This window comes from Streptomyces sp. RPT161 (assembly GCF_027533845.1).
Lineage (GTDB): Bacteria > Actinomycetota > Actinomycetes > Streptomycetales > Streptomycetaceae > Streptantibioticus_A > Streptantibioticus_A silvisoli_A.
Window position 1 is genome coordinate 597066 of record NZ_JAPZVN010000002.1, and the last position, 20448, is coordinate 617513.

The 20448-nt window shown below is 71.1% G+C and carries 16 protein-coding genes and 1 tRNA gene; 12 read left to right on the plus strand and 5 right to left on the minus strand.

Features of this window, described 5'->3' with window-relative positions; translation table 11 throughout:
• Positions 1 to 47 precede the first annotated feature (47 nt).
• Entirely contained in the window at positions 48 to 740 is a 693-nt protein-coding gene (locus O5O46_RS07340; protein ID WP_269854419.1) for an MBL fold metallo-hydrolase, read from the plus strand.
• Here the strand turns inward: O5O46_RS07340 and O5O46_RS07345 are convergent.
• Positions 737 to 1822: a serpin family protein gene (locus O5O46_RS07345; RefSeq protein ID WP_269854420.1), complete on the minus strand. Its 1086-nt coding sequence runs from the start codon at positions 1820 to 1822 to the stop codon at positions 737 to 739. The genes O5O46_RS07340 and O5O46_RS07345 overlap by 4 nt on opposite strands.
• A 94-nt stretch (positions 1823 to 1916) precedes the next feature.
• On the opposite strand from O5O46_RS07345, the gene O5O46_RS07350 reads away from it, so the two are divergent.
• From O5O46_RS07350 to pyk, 9 genes are all read left to right on the plus strand, one after another.
• Positions 1917 to 2474 (plus strand): class F sortase, encoded by a 558-nt coding sequence (locus tag O5O46_RS07350; RefSeq protein ID WP_269854421.1) that lies wholly within the window; start codon positions 1917 to 1919, stop codon positions 2472 to 2474.
• A gap of 171 nt (positions 2475 to 2645) precedes the next feature.
• Positions 2646 to 3359, plus strand: coding sequence for a response regulator (locus tag O5O46_RS07355; protein WP_269854422.1), 714 nt, complete (start codon positions 2646 to 2648; stop codon positions 3357 to 3359).
• Positions 3356 to 4507 (plus strand): sensor histidine kinase, encoded by a 1152-nt coding sequence (locus tag O5O46_RS07360; protein WP_269854423.1) that lies wholly within the window; start codon positions 3356 to 3358, stop codon positions 4505 to 4507. Before O5O46_RS07355 ends, O5O46_RS07360 begins: the two co-directional genes overlap by 4 nt.
• A gap of 111 nt (positions 4508 to 4618) precedes the next feature.
• The gene (locus tag O5O46_RS07365; protein ID WP_269854424.1) at positions 4619 to 7711 is read left to right on the plus strand and encodes an endo-alpha-N-acetylgalactosaminidase family protein; all 3093 of its coding nucleotides are present in this window, start codon (positions 4619 to 4621) and stop codon (positions 7709 to 7711) included.
• Between the two features lie 47 nt (positions 7712 to 7758).
• Positions 7759 to 8640, plus strand: a complete 882-nt coding sequence (locus O5O46_RS07370; RefSeq protein WP_269854425.1) for a helix-turn-helix domain-containing protein — start codon at positions 7759 to 7761, stop codon at positions 8638 to 8640.
• Positions 8641 to 8809: 169 nt separating this feature from the next.
• On the plus strand, positions 8810 to 10306 hold the full coding sequence (locus tag O5O46_RS07375) for a pyridoxal phosphate-dependent decarboxylase family protein (RefSeq protein WP_269854426.1): 1497 nt from the start codon (positions 8810 to 8812) through the stop codon (positions 10304 to 10306).
• 19 nt (positions 10307 to 10325) lie between these two features.
• Positions 10326 to 11786, plus strand: coding sequence for a lysine N(6)-hydroxylase/L-ornithine N(5)-oxygenase family protein (locus O5O46_RS07380; RefSeq protein ID WP_269854427.1), 1461 nt, complete (start codon positions 10326 to 10328; stop codon positions 11784 to 11786).
• 139 nt (positions 11787 to 11925) lie between these two features.
• Positions 11926 to 12636, plus strand: a complete 711-nt coding sequence (locus O5O46_RS07385; RefSeq protein ID WP_269854428.1) for an SIMPL domain-containing protein — start codon at positions 11926 to 11928, stop codon at positions 12634 to 12636.
• A 119-nt stretch (positions 12637 to 12755) separates the two neighbouring features.
• A complete protein-coding gene (gene pyk / locus O5O46_RS07390) occupies positions 12756 to 14189 on the plus strand; it encodes a pyruvate kinase (protein ID WP_269854429.1) in 1434 nt (477 codons plus the stop codon).
• Between the two features lie 22 nt (positions 14190 to 14211).
• On the opposite strand, the gene O5O46_RS07395 is transcribed toward pyk, so the two are convergent.
• A complete protein-coding gene (locus tag O5O46_RS07395; RefSeq protein WP_269854430.1) occupies positions 14212 to 14967 on the minus strand; it encodes a helix-turn-helix domain-containing protein in 756 nt (251 codons plus the stop codon).
• A gap of 108 nt (positions 14968 to 15075) precedes the next feature.
• Positions 15076 to 15150: transfer RNA gene (locus O5O46_RS07400), tRNA-Leu, on the minus strand.
• A 130-nt stretch (positions 15151 to 15280) separates the two neighbouring features.
• Between O5O46_RS07400 and O5O46_RS07405 the strand changes: the two genes are divergently transcribed.
• A complete protein-coding gene (locus tag O5O46_RS07405; protein WP_269854605.1) occupies positions 15281 to 15964 on the plus strand; it encodes an ANTAR domain-containing response regulator in 684 nt (227 codons plus the stop codon).
• 311 nt (positions 15965 to 16275) lie between these two features.
• Positions 16276 to 17439, plus strand: coding sequence for a PP2C family protein-serine/threonine phosphatase (locus tag O5O46_RS07410; RefSeq protein ID WP_269854431.1), 1164 nt, complete (start codon positions 16276 to 16278; stop codon positions 17437 to 17439).
• Between the two features lie 7 nt (positions 17440 to 17446).
• Here O5O46_RS07410 and O5O46_RS07415 read toward each other — a convergent pair whose 3' ends face one another.
• Positions 17447 to 17935 carry a PaaI family thioesterase gene (locus tag O5O46_RS07415; RefSeq protein WP_269854432.1) on the minus strand — a complete coding sequence of 163 codons (489 nt, stop codon included), beginning with the start codon at positions 17933 to 17935 and terminating at the stop codon, positions 17447 to 17449.
• Positions 17936 to 18069: 134 nt separating this feature from the next.
• Positions 18070 to 20382, minus strand: a complete 2313-nt coding sequence (locus tag O5O46_RS07420; protein ID WP_269854433.1) for an FdhF/YdeP family oxidoreductase — start codon at positions 20380 to 20382, stop codon at positions 18070 to 18072.
• Positions 20383 to 20448: the final 66 nt, after the last annotated feature.

Sequence of the window (20448 nt, forward strand, 5' to 3'; positions counted from 1 at the left end):
CTCAACCACGCTGCGCCACCCCCTCCCGCGAACTACCGTCTGCGTCCATGGAGACGGTACAACTCACCACCGACATCTGGATGTTGCGCTTCACCGTGGGCCAGGCGTACGCGGTGCGCACGGCCGACGGCTTCTTCCTGGTGGACTGCGGCGCGGCGGGCGCCGAGCAGGACATCCTCACCGCCCTGCGCGGCCTCGGCGGCCGCCCGGAGGACCTGAGGGAGATCGTGCTGACCCACTCCCACAACGATCACACGGGCTCGGCCGCCGCGCTCGTAGCCGCCACCGGGGCCACGGTCGCCGCCGGTGCCGCCGACGCGCCGGTGATCCGCGGCACTGTGCCCGAGCCGCCCCCGTTGCTGCTGGGCTGGGAGCGCCCGCTCTACGACAGCATCGCCCCCAACGTCCCGCCCATGCCGCCCTGCCGCATCGACCGGGAGCTGACCGGCGGCGACGAACTCGACTGGGGCGTCCCGGCCCGGATCCTGCACACCCCCGGGCACACGGCGGGCAGTGTCGCCGTCCATCTGCCGGACGCCGAAGTGGTGTTCACCGGTGACACGGTCGCCAACGTGGACCGGCTGATGCTCGGCGTGTTCAACGTCGACCGCGAGCAGGCGGCGGCGTCCTTCCGCGGAATCGCCGAACTCGATGTGCAGACCGCCTGCTTCGGCCACGGCGAACCGATCCTGCACGGCGCGGGCGACGCACTGCGCGCGGTGTCGCTCCAACCGCACTAGCCCTCGGGGAAGCGCGGCTCGGTCGCCTGCCAGGCGGTGAACAGCGGCAGTTCTCCGGTCGAGTCGAGGACCACCAGCCCGAAGGGCCGGTCGAACGCGATCTCCACCACCCGTGGCCGTGAGGTGACCATGCCCGCGTACATCATCCTGACCGCCGTGGCCGATGCCGCCTCGATGCCTTCCTCGGCCACCTTGACCACCGCCTCCTGCACCACCTGGTCGATCGTGAGGGCCTGCGGCGACAGCCCGGAGAAGTCGGCGTGGTCACTGGTGGCGATGTCCAGGCCGAGCGCCGGAAGATGCCCGGTCACCTCGATCGTGGTGCGCAACGCGAGCCGCGGCAGCAGCACCCGCACCCGGTCGGCGTCGAGCCGGGCACGCAGCCCCGTGGGCGCCCACGCCGCGGGCAGCACCTCGGGTGCGGTGCGGCCCGGCGAACCGATGACGAACCGTACGACGGCCGGAGTGAACCCCTCGGTCGCGCACCGCAGTTCGACCACCCGGGTCAGACCGCCGGACGACTCCGGTACGGTCCACGCGGAGTGGGCCGAGAACGTCTTGCACATCGTGGGCACCTGGTGCACGGCCCCGGCGGCGTCGGTGAACGGACGGTCCCGGGTGTTCGCCGTGTCGAACGGATCGGCCCAACGGGCCTTCAGCGCCAGCGCGTTGACCAGCAGCAGACGCGTTTCCTCCGGTATTCGCACCGGCAGCCGCTCGACCAGCCCACCGGTGGCCTCCCGCACCCAGGCGTCGATCACGGCCGGGGAAGCGTCGTCCAGCTCCCCGAAGCCGACATCCGGCAGCGCGGCACGGAACTCCTCGCGCAGCGGCGAGCGGCTCCACACCCCGGTCGCCAGGGCCAGGGCGTCGGTCTTCTCCAGCGCACGCACCGCCGCGGCCACCGCGGCGGCGGGCTCCGGGCCGGTCTCCAGCACGCCCTCGAACGCCGTGGCGGTCTTGCCGCGCGCTCCCACCGAGACCGTGGCCAGGGCCAGCCACAGACCCGCGGGAGAGGCGGCGAAGTCCCCGTCGGGGGTCTGGGCGACGGACTCCAGCCAGCGGTGCGCGAGTTGACGCATACCGTCAGAGTACGGCGCCATCCTCCTTTCGGACGATGGGGCGATGGCCACATGGTGGACGCGGCGTCACGCACGGCCCCGTAGCGTCAACGGTATGCGCAGGACCACCGCCCGTTCCTCCGAGCTCCGTGTCAACGGTGCCGCCGTCCTGCTGCTCCTGATCTCGGCCGCCCTCTGCGCCTGGGCGCTGCTGTACACCCCGGACGGCTCCGGAACCCGGGTGCACGGTGCCTACGCCGCGACGGCAGCCAGCACCACCGGCGCGCCGGTGCAGATCGACATCCCGCGTGCGGGTGTGCACGCCAAGGCGGTCCCGGTCGGCGCGACCTCGCCCGCCCTGTCGCCGCAGTGCGCGGGCTGGTACGCCGCCAGCGCGGCGCCAGGCGACCCGGGGCGCTCCGTCATCATCGGTGACCGCGCCGTCTTCCACGGGCTGCCCCGGCTGCGCCCGCACGACGCCATCGAGATATCCCGCGCCGACGGCACGCACGTCTGCTACTCGGTGACCGACGTCGAACACGACGCCGCCCAGACACCGCGCCAGCCCGTCGCCGTCCTCGGCCCCAAGGCCACCACCGCGGCCCAGCTGGAGCTGATCACCCCGGTCACCGCGAACGAGACGGTGGTCGTCCACGCCGACCAGAACGCGTGACAGGGCTTCCGCAAGGGCCTTCCCACCGCGGCGGCCAGTGATCACCAAGGCGCGGACCGGCGCTGCCGCACACCCCGGTTGCGGGGTGCCGACGATCCCGTTCCCATAGACACACACAAGCCGCGTAAACCCCGCAAACCGCCCCCGTGAAGGGCCCCGCGAAAGGAACCCATGGCGATCAGCGTGGTCATCGCGGACGACCAGGAGATGGTCCGCACCGGCTTCCGGATGATCCTCGACAGCCAGCCGGACATCGATGTCGTCGCCGACGTCGTGGACGGCGAGGCCGCCTTGGACACCGTGCGCCGGCTGCGCCCGGACGTCTGCCTGCTCGACATCCGGATGCCCAAGGTGGACGGCCTTGAGGTCACCCGCCGCCTGCTCGCCCCCGAGGCCGCCTCGTACTGGCAGGGCTCCCCGCCGCGGATCGTCATCGTCACCACCTTCGACCTGGACGAGTATGTGCACACCGCGCTGCACCACGGCGCCAGCGGCTTCCTGCTGAAGGACTCCAGCCCGGCCATGCTGGTCGAGGCGGTCCGCGCAGCCGCCGTCGGCGACTCGCTGATCTCCCCGGCGATCACCGTACGGCTGCTGCGCACCATGGCCACCACGGCCGCCACCGGCAATCCCGCCAGACAGCCGTCCGAGCCGCTCACCGACCGTGAGGCCGACGTCGCCCGCTGTCTGGCCCGCGGGCTGACCAACGCCGAGATCGCCTCCGAGCTGTTCGTCTCCCTGTCCACCGTCAAGACACACCTGGCCCACATCCAGTCCAAGCTCGACGCCCGCAACCGCGTGGAGATCGCCGCGTGGGCGTGGGAGAGCGGACTTGCCACCAGCGGCTCGGGCACCGCCGGCCCTTCCGGCGGCGCGGGCGGATGACCGGGCTGGCGGGATGGGCGGCCCGCCATCCGCGAGCGGTCGGCGTCGGCAAGTGCGCCCTGGCCTTCGTGCTGCTGTTCCTGGTGGCCCTTGAGGCGCTCGTGCTGGCCCGGCAGCCTACCCGTCCGCACGCCATCGTCTGGGCCGCGGGCGTCGCCGTGTGCGTGTGCGCGGTGCCGAACAACCGCGTCCCACTGGTGGTACGGGCGGCGGTGGCCGCGGTGGTCTCCTGGACCACCACCATCGTGCTGCTCGTCGGCCAACCCCCGCTCAGCGTCTGGGGGCTCGGTGAGGCGATCGCCCTGCTGGTGCTGTTGACCGCGGTGGTGCACCGCGCCCCGGACCGGGCCGCCGTAGTCCTCGGGCCGCTGCTGGGCCTGGCCGCCGTCGCCGCGCCGCTGCGCGACACCAAACCGGGCGCCTTCACCCTGGTGATGGCCGTCTCCACCACGCTGGTCGCCGCCTTCTCACTGGTGCTGCGCGCCCAGTCCACCCAGCGGCTGCGCGACCTGGCCGCCGTGCGCTCCGCCGAACGCAGGGAACTGGCAAGGGAGTTGCACGACGTGGTCGCCCACCACATCACCGGCATCGTGGTGCAGGCCCGCGCCGCCCGGTTCACCGAGCGTGAACAAGGCGCCGTGGTCGACGCCGCCGAGAGCTTCGGCCGGATCGAGACCGCGGCGGGCGAGGCGCTGGGCGCCATGCGGCGCCTGGTGCACGTACTGCGCGAGGACACCGCGGAGACCGCGCCGCTCGCCGGTATCGAGCAGGTACGAGAGCTGACGCAGGCGTTCTCACGCACCGGCCCGCCCGTGCTGCTCCAGGTGGAAAGCGGCCTCGACGACCGTGTCCCACCCGATGTCGCGGCGGGTGTCCACCGCATCGTCCGAGAGGCGCTCACCAACGTGGTCAAGCACGCGGCCGACGCCACGGCGGTCCGCATCACGCTTCGCACCGTCGCCGACGGCCTGGAAGTGCGGATCGCCGACGACGGCAGCAAGGCCGCCAAGCTCGCCGAGTCCGCGCGCGGCGGCGGCTTCGGCCTGGTCGGCCTCACCGAACGCGCCGAAGCGCTCGGCGGACGGCTGTCCGCCGGACCCGCCCCCGAAGGCGGCTGGCTGGTCACCGCCGTACTTCCGCTGCACTGACCCCGGCCGCGGAACGCGGGAGTCCAAGCGCTGCCACCCCTTTGTCCATGGGCAGCACCGGCCCCGGTGATCCACCCTGTGCGGATCGGATGCCATGCCGGAAGGAGCGCGATGTTCCGCCCCGCCCTCGATCCACAACCAGCCGACCGGACCGGGCCGAGCCGCAGGTCCGTACTGCTCAGCACGGCACTCGCCGGGATCGGCGGCGCGCTCACCCCCCACGACGCCCAGGCCGCGGGCGAGACCGTACTGCGCTCCACCGCCCTGGAAGTGCGCGTCGACCCCGCCTTCCCGCGCGTCATCTCGTACACCGACCGCGGCAGCGGCGCGGTGTTCCACGCCCAGCCCACCCCGGTCAACTCCCTTGTCGTCAACGGCGTTCCGCACACGCCGAAGGTCACCTGCGCGGCGGCCGCCGACCGCGTGGCCTACGCCCTCACCCTCGAAGGCGGCACCGAGATCGACGCGGAGATCGCGGTCCACGACTGGACGGTGACCTTCCGGATCACCCGGGTCGCCGACACCCCCGCCCTGCGCGTCGGCACCCTGCAACTGCCGGGCCAGGCGTGGCTGAGCGTGCGCGGCGACCAGAGCGGCGCTTGCGTACTGACCGCCAGAATCGACCTGGACAAGGCGAAGAACGGCGACACCACCGTGCACGTCACCGACGCCACCCCGGCCGACGCCGCGCCGATCGGCTGCGCCTACGCGGTCGCCAGCCATGACACCCTGGCCGCCGCCATCGAGACCAACACCGTCTGGGACGACGTCACCGCCCACCCCGAGGCCGCCTGGGAGAACGGCCGCCTGTGGCGGCAGGCGGTCAGCACCGGCGGCCACACCCTGGTCGGCATCTCCTGCGGCCAGTGGACCCACCGCGCGGCGGGCGCCGCCGTAGACGACACCGAACCGCTGCCCTGGGTGACCGTCATCCTCACCCGCGATCGCAACGGTGACGGACACATCGACTGGCAGGACGCGGCCATAGCGCTCAGAGACATCATGGTGACCCCGCTCGGCGCCGACGAGCAGTATCTGCGCGTCGTCCCGCACATCCCGTTCAACTTCGCCAGTCAGGCCACCAATCCGTTCCTGACCACCCTCGACAACATCAAACGCATATCCCTGGCCACTGACGGACTACGGCAGTTCACCCTGCTCAAGGGATATCAGTCCGAAGGACACGACTCCGCCCACCCGGACTACGGCGGCAACTACAACACCCGCGCCGGGGGCCTGGCCGACCTCAACCTCCTTGTCGCCGAGGGACGTCACTGGAACAGCGACTTCGCGGTACACGTCAACGCCACCGAGTCCTACCCCGTGGCCCACGCCTTCTGCGACGCCCTGGTCGACGTCCACGACCCGCAGTGGGACTGGCTCGACCAGAGCTACCGCATCGACTCACGGCGCGACCTGTACACCCACGGCATCGTGCGGCGCTTCCAGCAACTGCGGGACGAGACGGATCCGGCACTCGACACGCTGTACATCGACGTCTTCCGGGAGAGCGGCTGGCCCTCCGACGGTCTGCAAAGACATCTGCGCGCGCAGGGCTGGAAGGTCGGCAGTGAATGGTCGAGCGGTCTGGAGCGCTCCTCCCTGTGGTCCCACTGGGCCAACGAGGTCGACTACGGACCCGACACCTCCCGCGGCATCAACTCCACCCTGATCCGCTTCCTGCGCGGGCACCAGAAGGACGTGTTCGCCGACAAGTTCCCCCTGCTGGGCACCCCGAAGCTGGGCACCTTCGAAGGCTGGCAGGGAAAGACCGACTGGACCACGTTCTACCACCAGTTGTGGACCGACAACCTAACCGCCAAGTACCTCCAGGCATATCCGATCAGGACCTGGACCGACCACGAGATCACCTTCTTCGGTCCCTACGGGACATCCGTCTCGGACCGCACCGGCCGTCGGGTCATCACCACCGACGGACAACCGGTCTACGACGGCGGCACCTATCTGCTGCCCTGGGAACCGCGCGAGGCCCACGCGCCAGGCAGGCTCTACCACTACAACCCCGCTGGCGGCACCAGCAGTTGGCGCCTACCGCGCGACTGGCGCACGGCGCCCTCGGTCTCCCTGTACCGGCTCACCGACCAGGGGCGCGTCCTCGTCGGCGACCTGCCGGTGCGCGGCGGCGAGGTCACCATCGAGGCCGACCCGGACCAGCCGTACGTCCTCTACCGACGGCGGGCACCCCGGCAGAGCGCGCCCGGCTGGGGCCAGGGCACACCGCTGTACGACCCCGGCTTCAACTCCGGCTCGCTGCGCGGCTGGCAGGTCAGCGGCCCGGCCTCGGTGGTGCGCAGCGTTCTCGGCGACTACGAGCTGGTCATCGGCGCGGGCTCGGCCGCCTCGGTCAGCCAGCGGCTGGCCCGGCTCGCCCCGGGCGGCTATGCCGCCTCCGTGCAGGTCGAGGTGGGGGAGAGCGCGGGGGAGCGGCGCCGGGCGGCGCTGCGGGTGCGGACCGGCGACGGGGTCACGGCGGAGAACTGGACCGAGACGTCCACCGCCGTCAACTACGTCGCCGCCGACCGCAAGCACGACTCCCGCTTCCAGCGGATGTTCACCTACTTCGAAGTACCGCCCGGCGGCGGCCCGGTGACCCTCGCACTGACCGCGGCGGCAGGCGAGGCACGCGTCCGCTTCGACAACGTACGGGTGGTCCCCGCGGTACGAACGCATGCCCAAGGCGCCCTGGTGCACGAGGACTTCGAACACGTCCCGCAGGGCTGGGGGCCGTTCGTCAAGGGCGACGCCGGCGGCGCCACCGACCCCCGCACCCACATCGCCCAACGGCACGCCCGCTACACCCAGCGCGGCTGGAACGGCAAGGTGATCGACGACGTCATCGACGGCGGGCAGTCGCTGAAGTCACGCGGCGAGAACAACGGCACCGTCTACCGCACCGTCCCGCACACCGTGCGCTTCGAACCCGGCCACCGCTACCGGATCACCTTCCGGTACGAGAACGAGTCGGCCGGACAGTACGCCTGGACCACCGCCGTCGACACCCCCACGCCCCAGGTCCTCACCAGCACCCCACTGCCCGCCGCCGACGCCCCCGCCGACCACCGCTACGAGTTCACCGCCCCGGCCGGCGGCGAGGCCTGGGTCGGGCTGACCAAGACCGGCGACAGCGGCACCGCCGAGTTCGCCCTGGACTCCTTCACCGTCATCGACCTCGGCAGCGCCTGAGGACATATGGCGTCACGGCGCGCCATGCCGCAGGATCGGTGCTCGGCATGTACCAGACATGGATGCGCTACTTCACCCCGAGCCCGGTCCACCACCGGCTCGGGCTGGTGTGCCTCGGCGTCGGCCTCCAGCGCGGCGCGCTGCCGACGGTCGGGCCACGTGCCATCGACCACCACGTGGCGGTCGTCATCAGCACCGGACACGGCTGGTTCCGCCACCGGTCCGGGCCGCCCGTCCCCGTCACCGCACCGGCGCTGCTGTGGATCACCCCCGGTGTCGAACACCACTACGCGCCCGACCCGGACGACGGCTGGGACGAGGGCTTCGTGGACTTCACCGGAGCCGCCACCACCGCGTACACCGAACTGGGCTACATCGACCCCGACCGGCCGGTGACCCCACTGCGGGACAGCGCCGCCGCCCGCGGCATCATCACCCGCGTCGCCCGCGCGGCACGGATCGGCAACCCCCTGCTGGAAGTCGAGACGTCCGCCGCCGTCCACGAACTCCTGGTGACCCTGCGCCGCTCCCGCGCCGACACCGGAGGCGACGGCTCGCCCGTACTGGACGCGCTGGCGCGGGACGCCTTCCTGCCGCTCGCCGTCGCGGAACACGCCGCACGCCACGGCATGACGCTCGCCGAACTGCGCGCCGCCGTCCGGCGGGCGGCCGGATGCAGCCCCAAGGACTATCTGCTCGGTATCCGCCTCGGCCGGGCCAAGGAACTGCTCGCCGCCACCGACCTACCGGTCTCCGCCGTGGCCCGCCGGGTCGGCTACCACGACCCGGCCTACTTCAGCCGACTGTTCACCCGCCGCGTGGGGGTCGCGCCGATACGTTTCCGCGCGCAGCAGCACCACACCGTCCCCGGCGGCTGGAGCGACCGCGTCCCCCACCCGGACCACCCGCCGACGATCGCACCGGACTGAACCCGCCACGATCCTGCCGCCACCCCGCCCAGGATATGGACATACATAACCCCGCAATACCCCTTTCGGGTCGAGATCGTTGTGCTCGTCAGGTGAACGCACCTGAACGCCACAAGACTTGGGGACGTCTGTGCCTCCTCAAGCCGCCATCCCGAAGGGCACCGCACCCATGCCGACGCCGAACGACCCCGGGGAACCGCCCGCCCTCGCCGGGGGCGCCACGGGCCCCAGCCAACTGCGGCCACTGGTCGACACCGTGCTGGGCGCACTCAGCCAGGGCGCCGCAGCCCGCGGCGGCCCCATCCCGGCGGGCGGCCCCCAGGCGGTCGCCGAACGGCTGCGCGCCCAGGCCACCCCCGTCCTGCCCGCCAACGGCACCGGCGCCCAGGACGCGCTGCGCACCCTGGTACGCGCCGTCACCGAGGGCTCCGCCGACCCCGCGGAACGGTACTGCTCCGCGCACCTGCACTGCCCGCCGCTCGCCCTCGCGGTCGCCGCCGACCTCGCCGCGTCCGCGCTCAACCCCTCCATGGACTCCTGGGACCAGGCCCCCGCCGCCACCGCCCTGGAGGCCGAGACCACCGCCGCGTTCGCCGCCCTGGTCTACCCCGACCTGCCACAACCCGCCTGCCTGGTCACCACCGGAGGCAGCGAGTCCAACCAACTCGGCCTACTGCTCGCCCGGGAACGCGCCCGCGCCACCGGCGTGCCCGCGGTACACATCGTCTGCGGCGACAACGCCCACCACAGCGTCCACCGCGCCGCTTGGCTGCTCGGCCTGCCAGAACCCCGCACCCTGCCCACCCACGACGGCACCCTGCGCCCCGCCACCGTCGACCGCGCCCTCGCCGAACTGCGCGGCCCGGCCCTCGTCATCGCCACCGCCGGAACCACCGACACCGGCGCCATCGACCCACTCCCCGGCATCGCCGAAGTCACCACCGCCCACGGCGCCGAACTCCACATCGACGCCTCCTACGGCGGACCGCTGCTGTTCAGCAAGCACCACCGCGCCCAGCTGTCCGGCCTGCAGTCCGCCACCTCCGTCGGCATCGACCTGCACAAACTCGGCTGGCAGCCCATCGCCGCCGGACTGCTCGCCGTACCGGACACCACCGCACTGCGGCCACTGGCAACCAACGCCGACTACCTCAACGCCCACGACGACATCGAAGCGGGCTTCCCCGACCTGCTCGGCCGCTCACTACGCACCACCCGCCGCCCCGACATCCTCAAGATCGCCGTCACCCTCCGGGCCCTGGGCCGCGACGGGCTCGCCCAACTCATCGACAGGGTCTGCCAACAGGCCCAGCGCCTCGCCGACCTCGTCGAAGCCCACCCCGGTCTCACCCTCTACGCCCGCCCCACCATCACCACCGTCCTCTTCCGCCCCAGCCATGCCACCGACGCCGAACTGGCCGCCATCCGCCGCGCCCTGGTGACCTCCGGCACGGCCGTACTGGGCCGCGCCCACGCCGCGGGGCGCCTGTGGCTCAAGGCCACCCTGCTCAACCCCGCCACCGAACCAGCCGACTTCACCGCCCTCCTCGACCTCGTCGCCCGCACCGCACGGGAAACCCGAACCGGCCGACCGCCGTCGAACGGCCAGGAACCCTCCACCGGCCAAGACCCGCCGGGCGGCAACGCACCCCGGAACGGTCAGTAACCCACGGAAGGACACCGCCATGAACACCGTCGACCCCGCCGACAGCCCTTCCACCGACGAACCCCTGGACCTACTCGGCATCGGCATCGGGCCGTTCAACCTCTCCCTCGCCGCCCTCGCCGACGGACTGCCCGAACTACGCACCGCCTTCTACGACCGGCGCCCCGCGTTCAGCTGGCACCCGGGCCAGCTCATCCAGGGCAGCACCCTCCAAGTGCCCTTCCTGGCCGACCTGGTGAGCCTGGTCGAACCCGCCAGCCCCTGGTCGTTCCTGTGCTACCTCAAAGCCCGCGGCCGCCTCTTCCCCTTCTACTTCGCCGAGCGCTTCCACATCCCGCGCACCGAGTACGACGCCTACTGCCGCTGGGTCGCCGACTCACTGCCCACCTGCCACTTCGGCCACCAGATCGACGCCGTCCGCTGGAACCCCGAACGCGACCTGTTCCAGGTCGACTTCACCCGCCTCGACGCCGACGGCGAGGCCGTCGCCGTCGGCCGCACCCACAGCCGCAACCTCGTCATCGGCATCGGCACCACCCCCCACGTACCCGAACGGCTGCGCCCGCTCGCCGAATCCCCCAGCGTCCCCGTCCTCCACTCCGCCGACTACCTCACCCACCGCGACCGGCTGCTCGCCGCCGGCCATGTCACCGTCGTCGGATCCGGGCAGTCCGGCGCCGAAATCTTCCTCGACCTACTACGGCACCGCCCGCACGGCCGCGAAGGGCTCACCTGGCTCGCCCGCACCGAGGCCTTCGCCCCCATGGAATACAGCAAACTCGGCCTCGAACACTTCACCCCCGACTACACCCGCTACTTCCACGCCCTCCCCGAATCCGTACGCGACCAACTCCTCCCACACCAGTGGCAACTCCACAAAGCCATCGACCACGAGACCATCAGCGCCATCCACGAAGAGTTGTACCAGCGCACACTGACAACCGAGTCCGGACAGCCCTCCTGGCCCGACGTCACCCTCACCCCCGGCGTCTCGGTGCGCACCGCCGGCCGCATGGGCGCCGACCGCGTCGAACTCCACCTCGAACACGTCCAACAGGGCACCCAGAGCCGCGTCACCACCGACGCCGTCGTCCTCGCCACCGGATACCGGCAACGGCCCCTGGAACCCCTCCTCGCCCCCATCGACCCGTACCTGCGCCGCGACTCCGCCGGCCGCCCACGCGTCGACGAACGGCACCGCCTCGTCCTCGACCCCTCCATCCGCGGCGCCATCCACGTACAGAACGCCGAAACCCACACCCACGGCGTGGGCACCCCCGACCTCGGCCTCGGCGCCTGGCGCTCCGCCGTCATCCTCAACTCCCTCACCGGCGACACCGCCTACGAACTGCCGCAGCGCACCGCCTTCACCACCTTCGGCCTGGACCCCCACCCCGCCCACCGCCCACCCCGCACCGCCGTACCCCGCACCGGTACCAGCACCCCCACCATCAGAACAGCGGCACTCCCACGCGGGTGAGCCACCAGCCACCGGAGGCGAACACGGCCGGAGACCACCGCCCTGTTCGCCTTCACCCAGCCAGACCGCGCGCACAACACCCCCGTACGCGCCCCACCGACAACCCTCCGGCGCCCAACCCGCCTGCCACAGTGGAGACATGACCACGACACCGGCACCCCAGGACCACCCCCACGAGGACGCGCCACGCCTCGGCGTACGCGGCGAGGCCCACATCGAGGCCGAACCCGAACTCGCCCGCATCGCCATCACCGTCAACGCCCGCGGCACCGACCGCCGCGGCGCCCTCGACGACCTCACCCGCCGCAACACCACCGTCCTGGAACTCATCAGGGCCCACACCGAAGCCGTCGAGAAGACCCAGACCAGCGCCCTGGTCATCACCCCCGAACTCGCCAAGGGACGCGGCGAACGCGTTCGCTCCTACCACGGCCGCGTCCACCTCCAGGTCACCCTCAACGACTTCACCGCCCTCGGTGAACTCATCACCCGACTCGCCGAACTCGACCTCACCAGGGTCGACGGCCCATGGTGGTCCCTGCGCCCCGACTCACCCGCCTACCGCACAGCCAGAACCCAGGCCGTACGGGACGCCGTACGACGCGCCCGGGAGTACGCCGAAGCGCTCGGCGGAGAGGTCACCGCGCTCCTCGAACTCGCCGACACCGGCACGGAGCCGACCGCCCCATATCACCCCCGGGCGTTCGCACCCGCCGCCCCCGGCGGTGCGGCCGGGGCCCAGCCGGTCCCGGCGATCACCCTCGAACCCGAACGCCAGACCGTGCACGCCCAGGTCACCGCGCACTTCACCATGACCCGACCCGACCTGCGGGCCCCTGAGCCGCGCTGAAAGCCCTTGTGGGGTACGTACACCGTTGCGATTCACGTCAACAACCTTTAACGGAGCGGACGTTCCCCCTTCTCCGGGAGACGGTTCCCTACCGGCAGGTAGGTCGTAGGCTCGGCAGTATGCGCCGAGCAAAGATCGTCTGCACTCTGGGCCCCGCCACAGACTCGTACGACCAGATCAAGGCCCTGGTCGAGGCAGGAATGGACGTCGCCCGGTTCAACCTCAGCCATGGCTCTTACGCCGAACACGAGGACCGGTACCGCCGGGTGCGCAAGGCGGCCGACGAGACCGGGCGCAGCGTCGGGGTGCTGGTCGACCTTCAAGGCCCGAAGATCCGCCTCGGCCGGTTCGCCGAAGGCCCCGTACTCCTTGAACGCGGCGACGAGTTCACCATCACCGTCGAGGACATCGAAGGCGACCGGCAGATCTGCGGCACGACCTACAACGGCCTGGCCGCCGACGTCAGCCGCGGTGAACGCATCCTCGTCGACGACGGCCGCGTCACCCTCGAAGTCACCGACGTCGAAGGCCCCCGCGTACACACCATGGTCATCGAGGGCGGGCTGGTCTCCGACCACAAGGGCCTCAACCTGCCGGGCGTCGCCGTCAGCGTCCCCGCGCTCTCCCGGAAGGACCTGGAGGACCTGCGCTGGGCCCTGCGCATCGGCGCCGACGTCATCGCCCTGTCCTTCGTACGCAACGCCCGCGACGCGGAGGACGTGCTGCGCGTCATGGCGGAGGAGGGGCGGCGGATCCCGGTCATCGCCAAGATCGAGAAACCACAGGCCGTCGAGCACCTGGACGAGATCGTCGACGCGTTCGACGGGATCATGGTCGCGCGCGGTGACCTCGGTGTCGAAATGCCGCTGGAGACCGTGCCGATGGTGCAGAAGCGCGCGGTCAAACTCGCCAGGCGGAACGCCAAACCGGCCATCGTCGCCACCCAGATGCTGGACTCCATGGTCGAGGCGTCCCGGCCGACCCGCGCCGAGGCATCCGATGTCGCCAACGCGGTGATGGACGGGGCCGACGCGGTGATGCTCTCCGGCGAGACGAGCGTCGGCAAGTACCCGGTGGCCACCGTCAAGACCATGAGCCGGATCGTCGCGGCAGCCGAGGAGGACATGCTCGCGGCCGGCTTGCCCCCGCTGTCCGAACGCGGCAAGCCGCGCACCCAGGGCGGCGCCGTCGCGCGGGCCGCCGCCGAGATGGGCGACTTCCTCGGCGCGCAGTTCCTGGTGGCGTTCACCCAGAGCGGCGACACCGCCCGGCGTCTGTCGCGCTACCGCTCACCGATCCCGGTCCTGGCCTTCACCCCGGAACCGGCGACACGCTCACAACTGAGCCTGACCTGGGGCGTGGAGACGTTCCTCGGCCCGATGGTCCAGACGACGGACGAGATGGTCGAGCAGGTCGACGAACACCTTCTGCGAATCGGCCGCTGCAAGCCCGGCGACGTGGTCGTCATCACGGCGGGCTCACCCCCGGGCGTCCCCGGTACGACGAACATGGTCCGGGTCCACCACATCGGGGAGGACGACTCACCGAAGTAGCGGGGGCCTGAACGCACGGCTCCTAGTACTTGGGGCCTATGTGCTGGTCCATCATCGCCACGGAGACCTTGCGGGCCACCGAGATGTTCCAGGTGTTCGCCTGTTTCCACTCGATGCCGAGGTGGTCGAGGGTGTCGGTGTAGAGCCGTCGGATGTCCTCGGACTTGTTGGTGAAGAAGTAGCGGGGGTACTCGTAGCGCTTGCGCTGCCCGGCGACGGTGCGTTCGGTCCAGTTGGTGGTGCGGCAGCCGTCGGAGTGGACGAGTCCGCGGATGAACTCCCAGGGGTGGGCGTTGACCGATTCCCGTTGCCAGGTGGCGAGTTGGATGTGCCGCTCGTGCTTCTTCCCGGGTGCGTGCTGGGGGAAGAGGCAGGGCCAGTGCCGACCGTAGCTGACCACGCTCACGCAGCCCTCGCGTGGCAGTCGGTGGACCGAGCCCGTCGGATGTACGGCGTGCACCGCGTCGGCGCAGGCGTCGATGAGGCCAGGCCAGGCGTTGGCGCAGGCGATGCGGAGGAAGTAACCGGTGCGCGGATGCGGGCTGACGCAGCCGTCGCCGAGGTACAGGCCGAGTAAGTACGCGTACGCGTCCGGGGGATGGGGGAGATCGGGGCGATCTCGGCACCGGCGGCAGTCACTTGGGCGCAGCGGCTCGATACGGGCCTGCCAGCCGCGGATGGCGGCGCGGGAGATGCCCGTCTGCCTGCTGGCCGAGTTGAGGCTGCGTCCTTGGCGGAGCAGGGTGAGTGCGCGCTTGCGCGTCTCAAGGTCGTACATGCGATCGATCCTGGCGGAAAGTCAATGACCTCTGGCCGAATCGAAGGGTTGTTCACTCTAAGCGGTGAAGATCGCTAATGAGGTGATGACCTTGGAAAAGAAGGTGAGTGCCCCGGGTCGGATTCGAACCGACACTGTATGGGTTTTGAATCCATTGCCTGCTGCCAGTTGGGCTACCGGGGCCCCTTCGAAATGAAGGATAGCGGATACCCGCCATGACTCAAACCTACAGGACGTAGGTAGGCTCATGCATGCACCCCCGCACTGAAATGAGGAGCCGAAGCCAGTGACCGCCGCTGACGCCCCCGATGAGATGACGCCCCCGGCTGCCGACGCCGAAGGCGAACCGTCGCACGTTCCGCCGCACACGACGCGCGTCGTCATCGCCGAGGACGAGGCGCTGATCCGCCTCGACCTCAAGGAGATGCTCGAAGAAGAGGGGTACTTGGTCGTCGGAGAAGCCGGGGACGGCCAGCGGGCGGTGGAACTCGCCGAGGAGCACCGGCCCGACCTGGTGATCCTGGACGTGAAGATGCCGATCCTGGACGGGATCTCCGCCGCCGAGCGCATCGCCAAGGAGCGCATCGCTCCGGTGCTGATGCTGACCGCTTTCTCGCAGCGGGAGCTGGTCGACCGGGCGCGTGAGGCGGGCGCGATGGCGTACCTGGTCAAGCCGTTCAGCAAGAGCGACCTGGTTCCGGCCATCGAGATGGCCGTCTCCCGCTTCACCGAACTGCGCGCGCTGGAGGCGGAGGTCGCGGACCTGGCCCAGCGGTTGGAGACCCGCAAGCTGGTGGACCGGGCCAAGAGCGCGTTGCAGACGGCGTACGGGCTGAGCGAGCCCGCCGCGTTCCGCTGGATCCAGAAGACGTCGATGGACCGCCGGATGTCGATGCAGCAGGTGGCACAGGCCGTCATCGACGAGGTCAGCGGCACCGCCGGCAAGAGCGGCATGGACGACACGGGCGGCACGGACGACAAGGGCGCGGCCGGCTGAGGTCCGCCGTCCGGCTGCTCCCGGCGCACCGGGCGCGTTGAGTCCCATGTCACCTGGCGTGGCGCTGATGGCGTGACGGCCGCTTCGGGCCGTTACGCCGTCTGGCCGCAGCGGCCCGGCCGTGCGGCGGGCGCTGGCCGTGCGCCGCGAGGTGCTCGGGAAGATGATGGTGACGGCGCTGGTCGGTCGTATGCCGTCAGGAGGAAGAAGCCGCCGCCCAGGAGTTCCTTCCGCGCCGCCGGCGTCCAAGCCGCGCATTCAACCGTCTGCCTGGGCACCGCACACCCGCTGCACACCGCTGGGAGTGACAGGTGAACCAGCAACACCGCGGCGAGGTCGGCAAGGCCGACCACCGCCGTGCGGCGAGGTTGAGCGACGCGGGCTTGCAGGTGCCCGCCGCACCGGCCTGGATGCGCTGGCTGCCGGTCGCGTACGTGGCGGCGGTGCTGTTGCTGGAGCCGGTGACTCCGGTGCAGTGGCCGGTGAGTTTCCTGCTCATCGCGCTGCCGGTGATCGCCGCGTACACGCAGGGCCCGGTGGGCGTCGCCGCGGTGACGGTGTTCGCGATCGCGTTCGAGGCGGTCCTGGCGGGGACGCCGTGCTGTGCCGGCCGCAACGCGCACGACCTGTGGGAGAGGCACTATGTCGGCGCGTACATCTCCACGGCCCTGGTGGGCTTCATCGGCACCGTGCTGTCCGCCCACCGCAAGCGCCAGGAAGCGCATCTGCTGCACGCCAACTCGGTGGCTGAGGCGCTGATGCACACCCTGCTGCGGCCGGTTCCGCACCAGGTGGGCCATGTGCTGGCGGCCAGCCTGTACCACCCGGCCGAGGCGGGGACCATGGTGGGCGGCGACCTGTTCGACATCTGCGCGACCCCGGCGGGTGAGCGGGCCATCATCGGCGACGTGCGGGGCAAGGGCCTGCAGGCCGTGCGTACTGTCGCCGATGTGCTGGGCAGTTTCCGGCAGGCCGCCTACGATCCCGGCGACCTGCTACAGGTGGCGGTCAGCATGGAGCGCCGGATCACCCGGGAGGCGGCGGCGATCCTGGACGACGAGTTGTTCGTTACCGCCGCCCTGGTCGAGTACGACTCGCGGGCGAACCGCGTGACGATCATCAACCACGGCCATATCGAGCCGGTGCTGATCTCCGGTGGGGAGGTGAACACGCTCGCCGGGCCGCCGGCCCTTCCGCTGGGCCTGGGCGTGCTGGCCCCGGGGCGTCCGGTGTCCTATGAGCACCGCTTCGCTCCGGGGGATGTGCTGCTGCTGTGCACCGACGGCCTGATGGAGGCCCGGGACCATGGTGGGGTCTTCTACCCGCTGCTGGACCAGCTGCGGACGCGTTTCGCCGGGCTGGCGGCGCCCACGCCCAGGGATGTGATCGACTTCCTCGACACCGATCTGCCCCGGCACGCCCGGGCGCTCCACGACGACGTGGCGATCCTGGCCATCGCCCCGCACGGGCGGTAGGCGGCGGTCAGGTGGTCTGGTTGCCGCTGGGGGCCGAGGGGCGAAGTACGCAGGTCAGTCGGGCCGAACAGATGCGGCGTTCCTGTTCGTCGGTGATGACGATCTCGTAGGTGGCGGTGGAGCGGCCCCGGTGCACGGGGGTGGCCACGCCGGTGACGGTGCCGGTGCGGATGCCGCGGTGGTGGGTGGCGTTGAGGTCGACGCCGACCGCGATCTTGTGGGGTCCGGCGTGCATCATGGCGCCGACCGAGCCGAGGGTCTCGGCGAGTACGGCCGAGGCGCCGCCGTGCAGCAGCCCGTACGGCTGGGTGTTGCCCTCGACCGGCATGGTGCCGACGACCCGCTCGGCGGAGGCCTCGGTGACCTGGATGCCCATGCGGGTGCCCAGGGTTCCGGCGGAGAACAGGGACGGCAGGTCGATGCCGAGCCCTGCGTACTGTTCGAGGACCTCCGGCGGGAACTTGGTGGGGGCCTGGGTGGCGGCCTGCTCGCCCATGTCGGTCGGCTCCGATCGTCTTCGGTCGGTCGCGGTGGGCTTCGGACGTCGCGGAGCCGGCACCGCCTGGGCCCGGGGCCCGCGGCGTCGGCCGCGGCCCCCGGGAAGTGTGTCAGCAGCGTCCTATCAGGTGTTCACGCGTCCGGGGCGGCCGTCGGGAGGTGGTTTTGATCACGTGTGGCCTCCAGGCGTATGACGACGGACTTCGACGCCGGGGTGTTGCTGGTGTCGGCGGTGTGGTCGAGCGGGACCAGTACGTTGGTCTCCGGGTAGTACGCGGCGGCGCAGCCGCGGGTGGTGGGGTAGTGGACGACGCGGAACCCTTCCGCGCGCCGCTCCACTCCGTCGGACCACTCGCTGACCAGGTCGGTGTAGGCGCCCTCGGCCAAGCCGTGGGCGTGGGCGTCCTCGGGGTGGAGCAGGATGACGCGGCGGCCGCCCCTGATGCCCCGGTAGCGGTCGTCGAGGCCGTAGATGGTGGTGTTGTACTGGTCGTGCGAGCGCAGCGTCTGCAGCAGCAGCCGGCCTTCGGGTACCTGGGGGTACTCGACGGGAGCGGCGGTGAAGTTGGCCTTGCCGGTGGCGGTGGGGAAGCGGCGGTTGTCGCGCGGGGCGTGCGGCAGCGTGAAGCCGCCGGGGCGGCGGACTTTGGTGTTGAAGTCCTCGAAGCCGGGGACGACCCGGGAGATCCGGTCCCGTACGAGGTCGTAGTCGGTTTCGAACTCGGCCCAGGGGACGACGCTGTCCGGGCCGAGCGCGGCGCGGGCGAGCCGGCAGATGATGGCGGGTTCGGAGAGCAACTGGGCGCTGGCGGGGGCGAGTCCGCCGCGGGAGGCGTGCACCATGCCCATGGAGTCCTCGACGGTGACGAACTGTTCGCCGGTGGCCTGGACGTCCTTCTCGGTGCGGCCGAGAGTGGGCAGGATCAGGGCGCGGGCGCCGGTGATCACATGGGAGCGGTTGAGCTTGGTCGACACATGGACGGTGAGCCGGGCGCGGCGCATCGCCGCCTCGGTGACCTCGGTGTCGGGGGTGGCGGAGACGAAGTTGCCGCCCATGGCGAAGAACACCTTCGCCGTGCCGTCGCGAAGCGCGCGGATGGACCGTACGACGTCCAGGCCGTGTTCGCGCGGTGGTGCGAAGCCGAACTCCTTCTCCAGGGCGTCGAGGAAGGCGGGCGCGGGCCGTTCGAAGATGCCCATGGTGCGGTCGCCCTGGACGTTGCTGTGGCCGCGCACCGGGCAGACTCCGGCCCCGGGGCGGCCGATGTTGCCGCGGAGCAGCAGGAAGTTGACGACCTCGCGGATGGTGGGCACGGCGTGCTTGTGCTGGGTGAGGCCCATCGCCCAGCACACCACGATGCTGCGGGCGCTCAGGACCATGTCGTGCAGTTGCTCGATCCGTTGGCGGTCCAGTCCGGTGGCGCGCAGTACCTCGTCCCAGTCGGTGGCGCGGGCGGTCTCGGCGAACTCCTCGAAGCCGTGGGTGTGTTGGGCGACGAACTCGGTGTCGACGGCTCCGTCGGTCTCCAGGAGGAGCCTGTTCAGGGCGCGGAACAGCGCCTGGTCGCCGCCGAGCCGGATCTGGAGGAACAGGTCGGTGAGCGGGGTGCCGGAACCGGCGAGTCCGCGGGCGGTCTGCGGGTTCTTGAACCGCTCAAGTCCCGCCTCGGGCAGCGGGTTGACGGTGACGATCTTCGCGCCGTTCGCCTTGGCCTTCTCCAGCGCGGACAGCATCCGGGGGTGGTTGGTGCCGGGGTTCTGTCCGGCGACGATGATCAGGTCGGCGCGATAGAGGTCTTCGAGGAGCACGCTGCCCTTGCCGACGCCGAGGGTCTCGGTGAGTGCGGAGCCCGATGACTCGTGGCACATGTTGGAGCAGTCGGGCAGGTTGTTGGTGCCCAGTTCGCGGGCGAACAACTGGTAGAGGAAAGCGGCCTCGTTGCTGGTGCGGCCCGAGGTGTAGAACACCGCCTCGTCGGGCGAGTCGAGCCGGCGCAGTTCCTCGGCGATGATGTCGAAGGCGCGCTCCCACGGCACCGGCTCGTAGTGGTCGGCGCCTTCGGGCAGGTACATCGGCTGGGTCAGCCTGCCCTGCTGGCCGAGCCAGTAGCCGCTGCGGGCGGCGAGGTCGGAGACCGGGTGGCGGGCGAAGAACTCGGGGGTGACGCGGCGCAGCGTCGCCTCTTCCGCGACGGCCTTGGCGCCGTTCTCGCAGAACTCCGCGCGGTGCCGCTTGTCGGGCTCGGGCCAGGCGCAGCCGGGGCAGTCGAAGCCGTCCTTCTGGTTGACCTTGAGCAGGGTCAGCGCGGTGCGGCGCACGCCCATCTGCTGTTGCGCGATGCGTAGCGTGTGCCCGATGGCGGGCAGCCCGGCGGCGGCGTGCTGCGGTGCGGTGACATCGGGCGCGTCCTGGACCGGGTCCCCCGCGGGCGGTTTGCCTGCCATCGTCGTCCCCTTCGCTACGTGCCGGTACGGGTTCGCCCCGGCCGGCGTCGCGTGTTCGATGCTGTC

Bases quoted from the DNA above. Each gene is read 5' to 3' on its own strand.
- O5O46_RS07405 (WP_269854605.1), top strand. From the start codon at position 15,281: ATGACGCCCCCGGCTGCCGACGCCGAAGGCGAACCGTCGCACGTTCCG.
- O5O46_RS07350 (WP_269854421.1), top strand. From the start codon at position 1,917: ATGCGCAGGACCACCGCCCGTTCCTCCGAGCTCCGTGTCAACGGTGCC.
- O5O46_RS07340 (WP_269854419.1), top strand. From the start codon at position 48: ATGGAGACGGTACAACTCACCACCGACATCTGGATGTTGCGCTTCACC.
- pyk (WP_269854429.1), top strand. From the start codon at position 12,756: ATGCGCCGAGCAAAGATCGTCTGCACTCTGGGCCCCGCCACAGACTCG.
- O5O46_RS07345 (WP_269854420.1), bottom strand. From the start codon at position 1,822: ATGCGTCAACTCGCGCACCGCTGGCTGGAGTCCGTCGCCCAGACCCCC.
- O5O46_RS07380 (WP_269854427.1), top strand. From the start codon at position 10,326: ATGAACACCGTCGACCCCGCCGACAGCCCTTCCACCGACGAACCCCTG.
- O5O46_RS07395 (WP_269854430.1), bottom strand. From the start codon at position 14,967: ATGTACGACCTTGAGACGCGCAAGCGCGCACTCACCCTGCTCCGCCAA.
- O5O46_RS07355 (WP_269854422.1), top strand. From the start codon at position 2,646: ATGGCGATCAGCGTGGTCATCGCGGACGACCAGGAGATGGTCCGCACC.
- O5O46_RS07375 (WP_269854426.1), top strand. From the start codon at position 8,810: ATGCCGACGCCGAACGACCCCGGGGAACCGCCCGCCCTCGCCGGGGGC.
- O5O46_RS07415 (WP_269854432.1), bottom strand. From the start codon at position 17,935: ATGGGCGAGCAGGCCGCCACCCAGGCCCCCACCAAGTTCCCGCCGGAG.
- O5O46_RS07370 (WP_269854425.1), top strand. From the start codon at position 7,759: ATGTACCAGACATGGATGCGCTACTTCACCCCGAGCCCGGTCCACCAC.
- O5O46_RS07385 (WP_269854428.1), top strand. From the start codon at position 11,926: ATGACCACGACACCGGCACCCCAGGACCACCCCCACGAGGACGCGCCA.
- O5O46_RS07365 (WP_269854424.1), top strand. From the start codon at position 4,619: ATGTTCCGCCCCGCCCTCGATCCACAACCAGCCGACCGGACCGGGCCG.
- O5O46_RS07360 (WP_269854423.1), top strand. From the start codon at position 3,356: ATGACCGGGCTGGCGGGATGGGCGGCCCGCCATCCGCGAGCGGTCGGC.
- O5O46_RS07420 (WP_269854433.1), bottom strand. From the start codon at position 20,382: ATGGCAGGCAAACCGCCCGCGGGGGACCCGGTCCAGGACGCGCCCGAT.